General features: G+C 66.2%; 11 protein-coding genes. 4 read left to right on the forward strand and 7 right to left on the reverse strand.

What is annotated here, in order from left to right; all coding sequences use genetic code 11:
* Positions 1-40: 40 nt before the first annotated feature.
* Both glgX and treY read left to right on the forward strand, forming a co-directional pair.
* Positions 41-2245, forward strand: coding sequence for a glycogen debranching protein GlgX (gene glgX, locus ACFWBU_RS03035; RefSeq protein ID WP_169620124.1), 2205 nt, complete (start codon positions 41-43; stop codon positions 2243-2245).
* Positions 2242-4605 (forward strand): malto-oligosyltrehalose synthase, encoded by a 2364-nt coding sequence (gene treY / locus ACFWBU_RS03040; RefSeq protein ID WP_378527432.1) that lies wholly within the window; start codon positions 2242-2244, stop codon positions 4603-4605. The genes glgX and treY overlap by 4 nt, the downstream gene beginning before the upstream one ends.
* 76 nt (positions 4606-4681) lie before the next feature.
* Here treY and ACFWBU_RS03045 read toward each other — a convergent pair whose 3' ends face one another.
* The 5 genes from ACFWBU_RS03045 to ACFWBU_RS03065 form a co-directional block, all read right to left on the reverse strand.
* A complete protein-coding gene (locus tag ACFWBU_RS03045) occupies positions 4682-5185 on the reverse strand; it encodes a DUF2029 domain-containing protein (RefSeq protein WP_169620126.1) in 504 nt (167 codons plus the stop codon).
* Positions 5182-5403 (reverse strand): helix-turn-helix transcriptional regulator, encoded by a 222-nt coding sequence (locus tag ACFWBU_RS03050; protein WP_169620127.1) that lies wholly within the window; start codon positions 5401-5403, stop codon positions 5182-5184. Before ACFWBU_RS03050 ends, ACFWBU_RS03045 begins: the two co-directional genes overlap by 4 nt.
* 87 nt (positions 5404-5490) lie before the next feature.
* The gene (locus tag ACFWBU_RS03055; protein ID WP_296550277.1) at positions 5491-6312 is read right to left on the reverse strand and encodes an SDR family oxidoreductase; all 822 of its coding nucleotides are present in this window, start codon (positions 6310-6312) and stop codon (positions 5491-5493) included.
* Between the two features lie 28 nt (positions 6313-6340).
* Positions 6341-7918, reverse strand: a complete 1578-nt coding sequence (locus ACFWBU_RS03060; RefSeq protein ID WP_378527434.1) for an ABC transporter substrate-binding protein — start codon at positions 7916-7918, stop codon at positions 6341-6343.
* 464 nt (positions 7919-8382) lie between these two features.
* Positions 8383-9189, reverse strand: coding sequence for a hypothetical protein (locus ACFWBU_RS03065; RefSeq protein ID WP_378527435.1), 807 nt, complete (start codon positions 9187-9189; stop codon positions 8383-8385).
* Between the two features lie 573 nt (positions 9190-9762).
* On the opposite strand from ACFWBU_RS03065, the gene ACFWBU_RS03070 reads away from it, so the two are divergent.
* The gene (locus ACFWBU_RS03070) at positions 9763-11034 is read left to right on the forward strand and encodes an amidohydrolase family protein (protein WP_169620131.1); all 1272 of its coding nucleotides are present in this window, start codon (positions 9763-9765) and stop codon (positions 11032-11034) included.
* 92 nt (positions 11035-11126) lie between these two features.
* Here the strand turns inward: ACFWBU_RS03070 and ACFWBU_RS03075 are convergent, their stop codons facing one another.
* A complete protein-coding gene (locus ACFWBU_RS03075; protein ID WP_169620132.1) occupies positions 11127-11612 on the reverse strand; it encodes a TIGR00725 family protein in 486 nt (161 codons plus the stop codon).
* 56 nt (positions 11613-11668) lie between these two features.
* Here ACFWBU_RS03075 and ACFWBU_RS03080 point away from each other — a divergent pair, with 56 nt between their 5' ends.
* Positions 11669-12082 carry a YchJ family protein gene (locus ACFWBU_RS03080; RefSeq protein WP_169620133.1) on the forward strand — a complete coding sequence of 138 codons (414 nt, stop codon included), beginning with the start codon at positions 11669-11671 and terminating at the stop codon, positions 12080-12082.
* A gap of 6 nt (positions 12083-12088) precedes the next feature.
* Here ACFWBU_RS03080 and ACFWBU_RS03085 read toward each other — a convergent pair whose 3' ends face one another.
* Entirely contained in the window at positions 12089-12739 is a 651-nt protein-coding gene (locus ACFWBU_RS03085) for a TetR/AcrR family transcriptional regulator (protein WP_169653081.1), read from the reverse strand.
* Between the last annotated feature and the right edge of the window lie 3 nt (positions 12740-12742).

A 12742-nucleotide genomic window follows, 5' to 3' on the forward strand; every position in this document is an offset into this window, starting at 1 on the left:
CCGGCGAGTTCATGTGCCCGGGTGCGGCTACTGTGCAGTCATGCAGCCCAGCCCCACGGATACCAGCGAAGAAACACCGGAGCCGATCCCTGTGTGGCCCGGTAGTGCCTACCCCCTCGGTGCGACGTACGACGGCGCCGGAACGAACTTCGCACTGTTCTCCGAAATCGCCGAAAAAGTCGAACTGTGCCTGATCTCGCGTGAGGGCACCGAGACCCGCATTCCGCTCGAAGAGGTCGACGGCTACGTGTGGCACGCATATCTGCCCACGGTCTCGCCGGGCCAGCGGTACGGATACCGGGTCCACGGCCCCTACGACCCCGAGAACGGCCACCGGTGCGATCCGAGCAAGCTGCTGCTCGACCCGTACGGCAAGGCCTTCGACGGTGACTTCGACGGGGACGCGTCGTTGTTCTCGTACGCGCTGCCCTCGGACACGGACGCAGAGTCCGACAGCGACGAGAGCGCGGAATCGGGCGCGCCGGACGCCGACTTCCCCCAGCTCGACTCCCTCGGCCACACCATGACGACGGTGGTGATCAACCCGTTCTTCGACTGGGCGAACGACCGGCATCCCCGGCGCCCCTACAACGAGACGGTGATCTACGAGGCACACGTCAAGGGGATGACGGCCACGCATCCCGACGTCCCCGAATACCTGCGCGGCACCTACGCGGGTCTCGCCCATCCCGCCGTCATCGACCACCTGCTCGACCTCGGGGTCACCGCGATCGAACTGATGCCCGTGCACCAGTTCATGCACGACCAGGTGCTCCTGGACCAGGGTCTGCGCAACTACTGGGGCTACAACACCTTCGGGTTCTTCGCCCCGCACACGGAGTACTCGTCGTCGTCGAAGCCGAGCGAGGCGGTTGCCGAGTTCAAGGCTATGGTCCGCGCGTTCCACGAAGCGGGAATCGAGGTGATCCTCGATGTCGTGTACAACCACACCGCCGAGGGCAACCACCTCGGGCCGACCATCAGCTTCCGGGGAATCGACAATGCCGCGTACTACCGTCTCGTGGACGACGACAAGACCCATTACATGGACTACACCGGGACCGGCAACAGCCTCAACGCCCGGCATCCCCACACTCTCCAGCTGATCATGGATTCGTTGCGGTACTGGGTCACGGAGATGCACGTCGACGGTTTCCGGTTCGACCTCGCATCCACGCTCGCCCGCGAACTGCACGATGTGGACCGGCTGTCGGCGTTCTTCGATCTGGTACAACAGGATCCGGTGGTCTCGCAGGTAAAGCTCATCGCCGAGCCGTGGGACATCGGCGAAGGCGGTTACCAGGTGGGCAACTTCCCCAGCCTGTGGACCGAGTGGAACGGCAAGTACCGCGACACGGTGCGCGATTACTGGCGCAGCGAGCCGTCGACCCTCGGGGAATTCGCCTCCCGCCTGACCGGCTCGTCCGACCTGTACGAGGACACCGGCCGGCGTCCCGGCGCGTCCATCAACTTCGTGACCGCGCACGACGGCTTCACACTCGCGGATCTGGTGTCCTACAACGACAAGCACAACGACGCCAACGGTGAGGACAACCGGGACGGCGAGTCGCACAATCGGTCGTGGAACTGCGGCGTCGAAGGTCCGACCGACGATCCCGAGGTCCTGACTCTGCGGGCGCGACAGCAGCGCAACATCCTCGCCACGCTGGTGCTGTCGCAGGGCACCCCGATGCTCGCGCACGGCGACGAGATGGGGCGCAGCCAGCGCGGCAACAACAACGTGTACTGCCAGGACAACGAATTGTCGTGGATGGATTGGTCTCTCGCGGAGGCCAATGCCGATCTGGTGGCGTTCACCCGCAATGTCATCGCGCTGCGAACCGAGCATCCGGTGTTCCGGCGTCGTCGCTTCTTCGAGGGCCGGCCGATCCGCAGCGGCGACCAGTCCCGCGACATCGCGTGGCTCACTCCCTCCGGGGAAGAGATGACCCCAGAGCACTGGGACAGCGGTTTCGGCAAGTCGCTCGCGGTGTTCCTCAACGGAGAGGGCATCCCCGAACCGGACCAGCGCGGGCAACGCGTCGTCGACACTTCGTTCCTGTTGTGCTTCAACGCCCACCACGAACCGATCGAGTTCGTGACTCCCGACGGCGCGCACGCGGACGAATGGTCCGTGGCAATCGATACCGATGTCGCGGACGGCGTGCGGGAGTTCAGCGTCACCGCAGGAAAGCCGATCCTGGTCGAAGCACGTTCGATGGTGGTGCTGCGGAGGACCGCATGACCTCACTCCCGTTGCTGTCCACCTACCGGCTGCAGATGCGAGGTGACGCGTTCACCTTCGCCGACGCCGTCTCCGTCGTCGACTACCTCGACGGCCTCGGGATCTCGCACGTGTACCTGTCTCCCCTGCTCACTGCCACCACCGGATCGAATCACGGATACGACGTCGTCGATCCGTCCACGGTGTCGCCGGCACTCGGGGGGCGTGCGGGTTTCGAACACCTCGTACGAGAGGTGCGCTCGCGCGGAATGGGCGTGATCGTCGACATCGTCCCCAACCATGTGGGCGTAGGCGACCTGCGCCAGAACGCCTGGTGGTGGGACGTGCTGCGGCGCGGCCGCGACTCGGCGTACGCGTCGTTCTTCGACATCGACTGGTCGGAGGACAACGGTGCCGACGGCCGGATCGCCCTTCCGGTGCTGGGTTCCGCCGACGCGGTGCAGGAACTGACGGTGGATCGCACGGGTGACGAACCCGTGCTCGCCTACTACGACAAGCGATTCCCGATCGCACCGGGAACCGACGACGGAACCCCGGCCGAAATCCACGCACGCCAGGCGTACCGGCTGGTGCCCTGGGATTCGGGGTTGATCGGATACCGGCGCTTTTTCACCGTGGACGATCTGGCCGCAGTGCGGGTCGAGGACCCGCGGGTGTTCGACGCGGTGCACGCCCAGGTCGCGTCGTGGATCGACGACGACCTCGTCGACGGCCTGCGGGTCGACCATCCCGACGGTCTCGCCGATCCGTCGGCGTACCTCGAGCGCCTGCGCTCCTTGATCGGACCGCAGCGCTGGCTGGTGATCGAAAAGATCCTCGCCGAGGGTGAGCCCCTCGACATGACGTTGCCGGTCGACGGCACCACGGGGTACGACGCACTCGACGAACTCGCCGCGGTGTTCGTCGACCCCCGCGGCGACAAGGCGCTCACCGCGGTGTCCCGGACCTACACCGGCTCCGACGGGGACGCCGCGTGGTTGCATTCCCAGGAACGCGACCTCAAGTGCTCGGTGCTGCGGTCCGGACTTGCTCCGGAGGTGGCCCGGCTCGTCCGCGCGATCCGGAAGGACACCGCCGGATACGGCGCGGCCGGCTCCGCACAGGAACTCTCGGACGCAGTCCTGCGCGATGCGGTGACCACGGTCGCGGCGCGGGTGCCCGTCTACCGCGCCGACTATGCTCCGCTCGCCACGATGCTCCCCCGCATCGTCGGCGAGGTCGCCCGGGAGAAGCCGGACCTCGAGCCCGCCCTCCGGATGCTCACAACGGCGCTCGCGACCGGAGGCGAAGCAGCCGCACGCTTCGGCCAGGTCTGTGGCGCGGCAACCGCGAAAGCGGTGGAGGACTGCCTGTTCTACCGGGCTGCCCGGCTCGTGTCCCTGCAGGAAGTCGGCGGGCAGCCGGGCCGCTTCTCCCTCGGCGCAGCCGAATTCCACCTTTCCTGGACCCAACGTGCACGTCGTCTTCCCCGCGCGATGACGACGTTGTCGACACATGACACCAAACGCAGCGAGGACGTGCGCGCTCGTATCGGAGTGCTGTCCCAGGTCTCCGACCTGTGGTCACAGCGGCTCGGCGAATGGAATGCGATCGCGCCGCCGCCCGACGCCGCCATCGGGCTGTTCCTCTGGCAGACACTGTTCGGGGTGTGGCCGGCCGACGGTGTTGTCACCGGGGAACTGCGCGAGCGGCTCCACAATTACGCCACGAAAGCGCTGCGCGAGAACGGCACCCGCTCCACGTGGACAGAGGTCGACGCGGAGTTCGAGGGCGCCGTCACGGACTGGCTCGATGCCGTGTGCGGCGGACCCGTCGGTGTGGCTCTCACCGGACTGGTCGCCGAACTCGAGCAGCATGTCGCCGCGGCATCCCTCGGGCAGAAGCTCCTGCAGCTTCTCGGGCCGGGCGTTCCCGATGTCTACCAGGGGACGGAACTGTGGGACGACTCCCTCGTCGACCCAGACAACCGGCGTCCGGTCGATTTCGCGATCCGCAAGGGCTTGCTCGGCGAATCCGGTTCGGTGCCCGCGAAGTTCACGGTCGTGAAGAGTGCGCTGCGGCTGCGCCGGGAGAAGTCGGAGAGTTTCGTGGACGGCGCGTACGTCCCGTTGTTCGCGGCGGGGCCCGGAGCCGAGCACGTCCTGGCATTCGGCCGTGGCCCGACGGCCGACGACGTCGATGTGCTCGCCTTGTCGATGCGGCATACCGCGGCTCTCGCTGCGACGGGCTGGGGCGACACGGTGTTCCACCTCCCGCCCGGATCCTGGACAGATGCGCTCTCGGGACGGCAATTCTCCGGAACCGTCCGGCCCGCAGATCTTTTCGCAGCGCTGCCGGTGGCGGCGCTGGTGCGCGACTGAGATGATGTCTGTTGACCTTGGTGGTTAAATGCCCGCACAGCGGGCAAAAACTAACCGAAACTTGCGGGCTCCGTGCTCACACCTCGGTTTCGTCCCGCGCTGCTTCCTCGGCTTCGCGGCGCCGGTCGCGGCGGCGGACCCACACCAGAACAGCCGCCACCGCACCGGCGCCGACGAACGCCCCCACGGCCATACCTGCCCAGGTCGCGCTGTCGTAGCCGACGGGGTTCGCGAGTTCCACGTAGATGCCGGCGACACCGGCCAGGTAGAGCACGACCGCGAAAACGGTTCGCGGACGTAGCGTTTTCGCGGTGGCGTAGACGTCGACATCTCGAGCGCGGGCATAGGCGATGGTCACCATCGAGAGGACGAACCACGTGGCCAGAACACCGATCGCGATGTGGGCACCGGCCCGGCCCGCGACCCACGGCAGGACGGCCCCGACCACAAGGGCACACCACTGGAACAGCTGGAACCCCACCGCGGAGGCCTCGTTCCAGACATCGCGTTGCCGTTCGTCGTGGTAGAAGTCGTCGTCGAGGTCGGCGACGACACGAGCAGCCTTGAGAAACGCGGTCATGGGAGCCCCTCCGGGTTGAGTGGGAACAGTTCTTCGACAGTGGTACCGAGGGTGCGAGCGAGTCGCAGAGCGAGGTAGACACTCGGTGCGTAATCACCCTTCTCGGTCGAGACGATGCTCTGACGGCTTACCCCGACTGCCGTACCGAGTTCGGCCTGCGTGAGGCGCGCCTGCTTGCGCAGCTCGCGGACCTTGTTGCCTCTCGGTGTCTCCGGCATGCCAGAAGTAAAGCCTGCTTGTCATTTCATGTCAAGAATACTTGTCTTTCGAACTGTTCCCACTCAGCAGCGCACCGGCCGGCCAGGTCAGGCCACCGGCCCTGCTCCGCTCCCGATCTCCACCGCGGCCACTGCCTCCACCGCGGCTCTGATGGCGTCCATTCGCTTCTCGATGTACCCGAGATATTCCGGGTGCGTGACGATGTAGGGCAGATCCTCGGCGATCCCCCGCACTACGCAGGCCCCTGCCGCGGCCGGTGTCATCCCTACATCTCCCGCGCCTTTGATGTGTGAAGCATCCTCCACATGCCCTCCCAACCGGGTGGTGTTCGCATCGAGGTTCGACCTCACGAGTCCCGGGCACAGCACGGACACGCCCACGCCGTGTGACGCCATCTCGGCACGGAGCGCCTCCGACAGGGAGACGACGGCACTCTTCACCGCGCTGTAGGCACCGCGGCCCGGAGCACCCGCCGTGAGCCCCATGACCGACGCCGTGTTGACGATGTGCCCGTGCCCCGCATCCCGCATCTGTGCACCGAATGCGGTGACGCCGTGGAACACTCCCGCCAGATCGATCGCAACGAGCAGGTCGAAAACGTCCGCGTCCGTATCCACCACGTCGCGGCCGTTGAACCCGATCCCGGCGTTGTTGACGAGAATGTCCACCGGTCCGAACACCGATTCGGCGTCGGCCTTCGCCTGCGCCCAGGAATCGCGATCGCGAACATCCAGACCGACTCCGCAGATCTCGGGCCCCCGCTCGGCCGTCACCGCCTCGACAGCCTGCCGATCGATATCGGCGATCGTCACGGAGATCCCGTGCTGCGTCAGCGCGTCGACGATTCCGAGCCCGATCCCGCTGGCCCCGCCGGTGACGAATGCATGCCGCGCCGAAGACAGTTCCATCGCTTCACCTTTCCCGTGACGAACCGGATCAGTTCGTCATCCACATTTCTTCGGGCATCGGTGAGCCGAGGGTGAACATCCGGACGCCGTGGACGTTCTCGCTGTAGACCACCGCGGGCGCGGCCTTGGTGTACCAGATACCGGGCACCAGGTCGACGAGCCGCTTCTGTGCTGTCTCGTACGCTGCCTTGCGCTCGTCCGCCCCTTCGGCGACGCGGCCGGCATCCAAGGCGTCGTTGAGTTCCGGGTCGTCGAGACCCGAGAAGTTTCCGGGAGAGTCACCGTGGAATGCGGTCCACAGCGCGTAGTCCGGATCCTGAGTGATCGCAGAGGAGATCACCATGTCGAAGTCGCGCGAGCCGGCGCGGGCCGTCGCCGCGGCGTAGTCCACCACCTCGACCTTGACCTCGACGTTGTCGAACGCACCGAGTTGCGCCTGCAGCGACTCGGCGGCCGCCTTCGTTTCCTGCGTGGGGTAGGACATGAAGGTGAACGAAACCGGCTTGCCTTCTGCTGCCAGTTCGTCGAACAGTTGCTGCGCGGTCTCCTTGTCGCTCGTCGCGAGCGGGATGTCGGCGAAGTACGGGGAGCCCTCGGGGAACAGGGTCTCGGGGATCTCACCCTCGCCGTTGAAGACGACGCTGTTGAGGGCGTCGAGGTCTGCCGCCAGGGATACCGCCCGGCGGGCCCGCACATCGTCGAAGGGCGCGCGCGCCGAGTTCATGATCATGATCTGACCGCCACCTGCGGGTACGACCTCGGCGGGGATACCCGCTGCGTCCGCCTTGGCCAGAGTTCCCCAGCTCGCTTCGAGAGACAGATCGGCGCCGCCGGTGGAGATCATGTTGAACCGCTGGGAGTTGTCGGCCACGGTGCGGACGGTGAGCTTGTCGAGGTACGGCTTGGGTGCGTCCCAGAAGTCCGGGTTCTTCACCAGATCGATCGAGTCACCCCGCACCCAGTTCTCCAAGGAGAACGGCCCGGCGCCCACAGGCTCACGGTCGAACTCCGCCGCGCCCTTCTGCAATGCGGCCGGCGAGGCGATCCAGTTCATCGAGGTAGTGAGCATGCCCTGCGGAAAATGCGGATTGGGTGCCGCCAAAGCAACCCTCAGTGTGGTCGGATCGACGACCTCCGAAGACGCCACCTGTGCGGCCTGCCGGATCGCGGTCGATCCGAGCGCGGGGTCGCGCAGCCGGTCCCAGTTGAACTTGACCGCAGCCGCGTCGAGCGGTGTGCCGTCCGTGAACGTCAGCCCGGGGCGCAGGACGAGGTCGAAGGTCGCTCCCCCGTCCGTGGTGGCGAAGTCGGTCGCCATCTTGTACTCGATGTCGAGGGTGTCGAGATTGTTGATCATCAGCGTTCCGTAGAGCGCGTTGCCGAGCACGGGCTGGTGCGCCCAGGTATTGGAGAGTGCGGCCGGATCCAGGCTGCGCGGCTCGCCCATCTGGATGGTGCGGAGGGTGCCGCCCGCCACGGGGTCGCCGGCATCGGCGCCTGCCGCGGAGGCGACGTTGCCGGATTCGGCGCCGCCACAGGAGGTCAGCAGAAGGGCAGCGGCGCAGGCCGCCGCGATCGCGGGTAGGAAGCGGTGGGGTCGGAACATGGGGACCTCTCGACGTGCGGAACAAGGGGCGAGCCGAACCACACGCGCACACATCCACCCATGCGCAGTGCAACGGATCGACAGAACTCGATTCGAGCGCTGCGCGCCCGACAGAACAGATGACATCTCACCGGATTCGAGGAGCAAAGCCGCCCGGTGCACGCCCACTGTCACGGAGCATCGGCCATTTGTCAACGGCACCAAGCAATTCGGCGACTCGGAAAGTAATTCCCCGGAAATCCTTGCGGATACGTGGGCGTAATACTAATGTTCTCTCATTGCAGAACGTCATTCTTCACGAAGGGATAGTGAATCTACCGGAGGAATCCTACTGCGGCGCAGTGCAATCCGGTTCGCGCAAGCACTGCCGTGCCCGTGCCTGCGATTGGTGAAAGCCCCTCTTCTTCAACCACTTCCGCGATCGCGTTGCGATTCGTCGTTCCGGACCTAATCGGTAACCCCGGTCATGAGGTGGGATCAGCCTGGGCGTAGGGGCGGTAGACGCGCTCGATCCAGTCCGGGACCGGCTTGTCGCGTGCCTCGAGTATCGCGCCGGTCGCTACGCGAGCATTGTGGCCGCATTGTGTGAACGAGGCACCGCCGTCGAGCGTGTAGTCCCATCCGAGGACCGGGAAGTAGCGGAGCTCGGACTCCACATGGTCGATCAAGCGCAACGCACAGTATCCACCGGCATCGGTGAACAATGCGGAGGTATCCGGCGCCTCGAGTGCAGGCAGATTCGGGATGATGTTCCCGCGCAGCTCGGCAGCCAGACGCGCACGCGGAATGTCCGAGGTCGCATCGACCAGATCGGGGCGTTCTTCGGCGACGTCGGGGCCGAACATGAACAGGGGTCCTGCGAGCCGGTCCCTGATCTGCGCCTGCGGGATGTTGCCGGCCAGCAACGAGGCGATCAGGTCGTAGGCCTGGCCACGGGTGCTGGTCGACCCAGCCGGAAACGTCGCATCCGTCTCGGCTTCGAGCCGTTCGAGGATCTGCACTTGACGGGCGGTGACGGGGTGCTCCCTCCAGGAAGGTCGGGCCGTTGCGATGTCACGCACCGCCCGCTTCGGCACAACCTCCGGCTCGATGCCCGAGGCGTGTAATTCGCTGCGGAGTCGAGCTTCCAGGTCGTGCAGCTCACGCCACTGCACGCGGAGGCCGGTCAGGCGCTCGCCGAGGGAGACGAGATCCGCGGCGTCAGGCCGGTCGTCACCGTCGAGACCACAGACCTTCTCGGTCGCCGAGGCGTTCTCAGCAACGCACCGCAAGCGGGTTCGGCCGGACGTTCTGCGTCCGCCACCGATCCGGGTCCCGCGCCGTCCGAGCCGTTTCCCACCTCTGCTCCGCTGTCCGGTCGGCCCACCGCTCGGCCTCCGTCGCCGGATCGCTGTCCTCGACCGGCAGGGGGAACTCTCCGCTCTGCGCCACCACTACGTCCTCCCTGACCCCCGGAACCGGCTGCCTCTCGCTGGGTGTCCTCGTCTGCCACACGACCTCCTTGCCGCACCGCGGAACATCCCTCGTCGACGGTGCCGGACCATGAGGCCGATCCTAGCGTCTTCGGCCCCGAAAAACTGTCGCTGAACTGGCATTTCAGCGAATTCATCGAAGGGGAACCTATCGGCACGGGACAGCGCGGTGAGCGGGCGCCGGACATTCCCTCGGCCCCACCTCCCCTACCGGAACGACGGCCAACCCGACCTCCGGCGGCCGAGGATTCCCAAGAAGCACCATTTTCAGTAGTGTTGAACCTGATTCTCGTGCATGGAAGCGATATTCTCTTGTGTGACCGGGATCGCTGCGAGCGCTCACCGCGCAGGACAGGAGAGGAACGGACCCAAATGAACATTGATGACATGGTGATGATCAGCATCGACGACCACGTCGTGGAGCCAGCTGACATCTTCGAAAAGTATTTCCCCAAGAGCCTGATGGACCAGGCACCGCGCCTGACCGCCCATCCGCGCAATCCCAACGTGCAGGCCTGGCTGTTCCAGGACAAGGTCGTGGGAAGCTCCGGCCTCAACGCCGTCGTCTCCTGGCCCAAGAGCGAATGGGGCATGGACCCCACCGGATACGCCGAAATGCGTCCCGGCGTCTACGACATGGACATGCGCGTGCGTGACATGGATGCCAACGGCACCCTCGCCGCAACGCTGTTCGCCACCTTCCCCGGCTTCGCCGGCACCCACCTGGCAAGCCTTCCCGACAAGAAGCTGTCCCTCGCCGCCTGTAAGGCGTTCAACGACTGGGTGGTCGGCGAGGTCCCCAACGCCCACCCGGGACGATTCATTCCGCTCGGGATCATCCCGTTCTTCGACGTCGACGAATCCGTCAAGGAGATCGCGCGACTCGCCGCCATGGGCTGCCGCTCGATCAGCATCCCCGAAACTCCCTACGGTGTCGGCGAAGGTTACCCGGACTTCAAGTCCGGCTACTGGGACCCGATCTTCAAGGCCTGCGTCGACCACAACATCGTGCTCAGCCTGCACATCGGTGGCGGCTTCAGCCTGGTCAAGCGGCCCGAAGGCTTCAACATCGACGACATGATGGTGCTGACGCCGCTCATCTCCACGATCGCCGCGAACGACGTCATGCTCAGCGGGGTCTTCCGGAAGTTCCCGGACCTCAAATTCGCCATGAGCGAGGGCGGCGTGGGCTGGGTGGCTCCGTGGCTCGACCGTCTCGAGCGGCACATCGTCAACCAGTCGTGGACGGGAGTGAGCTTCCTGCCCACGGGTATGACCCCGACGGACGTGTGGCGCAAGAACTTCCTGGCGTGCTACATCACCGAGCCGAGCGGCCTGAACAACCGCAACCACTTGGGCATCGACACCATCGCGTGGGAGTGCGACTACCCGCACTCGGATTCGACGTGGCCGAACTCCCCCGAGATGCTCATGGAGGAACTGGTCGCCTCCGAGTGCACCGACGAGGAGATCGACAAGATCACCTTCGGTAACGCCGCGCGGTTCTTCGATTGGGACCCGTTCGCCCACATCCCTCGTGAGCAGGCGACGGTCGGTGCTCTGCGCGCCCGGGCCACGGACGTCGACATCAGCGAGACGTCCAAGAGCGAGTACCGCCGGCGTTACGAACTCGCGAACTCGTAGACGTCCGTACCGGACCAGGAAACACGGCGCCGTCTCCTCTCGGCATCCGTTGCAGCACCGGCCATCCCATCGGATGGCCGGTGTTGCGCGCCTTACCGGGGTTCTTGGCGCCACAGCAGCGCGTGCACGCACTCCACCGCCTCGGCCGGAGATTCGACGTCGAGCACGCCACCAGCGGGCATCTTCCATCCGCCGACGGAGAAGACAGGCACACCCGTTCGCACCGCGAGCGCGATTTCACTCATCGTCCCCCAACTGCCGCCGACGACCACGAGAGCGTCACAACTGCGGACGAGAAGCGCGTTACGCATCTCGCCCAGTCCGGTGGGGATCGCCACCGTCAGATACGGATTGCCGTCGGCACGATCGTCACCGGGGAGGAATCCGACGGTGGTGCCGCCCGCCTCGATCGCTCCCCGGGACGCCGCGGCCATGACCCCGCCCAATCCCCCGGTCACCACGATCGCGCGGCGCCCCGCGAGCAGACCGCCCAGCGTGCGGGCGATCCGTCGCTGCTCGGGCGTGGCCTCACCCGGTCCGACCACCCCGACGTATCGCTGAGCGTGCATGGTCGGCATTCTGCACCACCACACGCCCCTCGGTGAGGGATCTGCGGCAGTGGGACAATGGCGCGATGGTCCGACGCCGTCAGAATTCTGTGCATTCCGCCGACACCGCGTGCCCGTGCGGGCGCGGTATCCCCCTGGGCGAATGCTGCGGAGTATTTCTCGCCGGGCGCAGCGCACCGACCGCCGAACAACTGATGCGGTCGCGGTACACCGCGTTCGTCCTCGGCGATGTCGACTATCTCCGTCGCACCTGGCACCCGTCCACCCGGCCCGCACGCCTCGACCTGGATCCCGAACAACACTGGACCGGTCTGGAAATCCTGCACACTACCGGCGGGGGTTTCCTCCACGCGGAAGGCACCGTCGAGTTCCGCGCCCACTGGACGCACGCAGGAGTGTCCGACTCGATGCACGAGCACAGCCGGTTCGTGCGGGAGAACGGCGACTGGCTCTACCTCGACGCCGACGGTGGCCGGTAGATCCGGTCAGCGGAGAAGTGTCGCACGGAGCGTCGACGCGAGCCACGAGCGGTAATGCGCGATGTCCCACCCACAATCACGGCGTAACAGCGAGTGCACCTGCGGCGAGATGAGCGTGTACAGCACGTCGGCGGCGTGCTCGGCGGTGATGTCGGGACGCAGCCAGCCGCCCTCGTACAGGCCTTCCGCGATGGTGCGCGCGTTGTCGGCGGTCGCACGTGCGTCTTCTTCCGCGAACCGGCGCATATCGGGGTCGGCGCCCGACGACTCGACGGAAGTCATGAGGAGCCCGCCGGCACGTTCGAGCATCTCGGCGCCGTAGTCGACGACCCGCTCGACGATCAGGTCGGCCTCGGTCATCGGACGGTCACCGGGTCGCCGCACCGTGGGACGCCCCTGAGTTGCCGACGTGTCGCCGGGACCTGCGACGGCTTCGTCGAGGGCTTCGCGAAACAGATCTGCCTTTCCACCGGGATAGGCCGTGAAGACGGTCCGCACCGCGACACCTGCCTCTTCGGCGATATGCCGCACCGTGGTGCTCACGTATCCGTCGCGAACGAAGAGGCGCGCCGCTGCCCCACGGATCGCGGCCCTGGTCCGGCGCGCCGCTTCTTCCCTGAGCGGCGAGCTGTAGGTTCTTCGGACGGGCTCGGACATCGA

Origin of the sequence: Rhodococcus sp. NPDC060084 (assembly GCF_042730335.1) — a bacterium.
Taxonomy (GTDB): domain Bacteria; phylum Actinomycetota; class Actinomycetes; order Mycobacteriales; family Mycobacteriaceae; genus Rhodococcus.

Coding starts and splice junctions, on each gene's coding strand:
- ACFWBU_RS03075 (WP_169620132.1), bottom strand. CDS start 11,612: ATGCCGACCATGCACGCTCAGCGATACGTCGGGGTGGTCGGACCGGGT.
- treY (WP_378527432.1), top strand. CDS start 2,242: ATGACCTCACTCCCGTTGCTGTCCACCTACCGGCTGCAGATGCGAGGT.
- ACFWBU_RS03070 (WP_169620131.1), top strand. CDS start 9,763: ATGAACATTGATGACATGGTGATGATCAGCATCGACGACCACGTCGTG.
- glgX (WP_169620124.1), top strand. CDS start 41: ATGCAGCCCAGCCCCACGGATACCAGCGAAGAAACACCGGAGCCGATC.
- ACFWBU_RS03050 (WP_169620127.1), bottom strand. CDS start 5,403: ATGCCGGAGACACCGAGAGGCAACAAGGTCCGCGAGCTGCGCAAGCAG.
- ACFWBU_RS03060 (WP_378527434.1), bottom strand. CDS start 7,918: ATGTTCCGACCCCACCGCTTCCTACCCGCGATCGCGGCGGCCTGCGCC.
- ACFWBU_RS03045 (WP_169620126.1), bottom strand. CDS start 5,185: ATGACCGCGTTTCTCAAGGCTGCTCGTGTCGTCGCCGACCTCGACGAC.
- ACFWBU_RS03080 (WP_169620133.1), top strand. CDS start 11,669: ATGGTCCGACGCCGTCAGAATTCTGTGCATTCCGCCGACACCGCGTGC.
- ACFWBU_RS03085 (WP_169653081.1), bottom strand. CDS start 12,739: ATGTCCGAGCCCGTCCGAAGAACCTACAGCTCGCCGCTCAGGGAAGAA.
- ACFWBU_RS03055 (WP_296550277.1), bottom strand. CDS start 6,312: ATGGAACTGTCTTCGGCGCGGCATGCATTCGTCACCGGCGGGGCCAGC.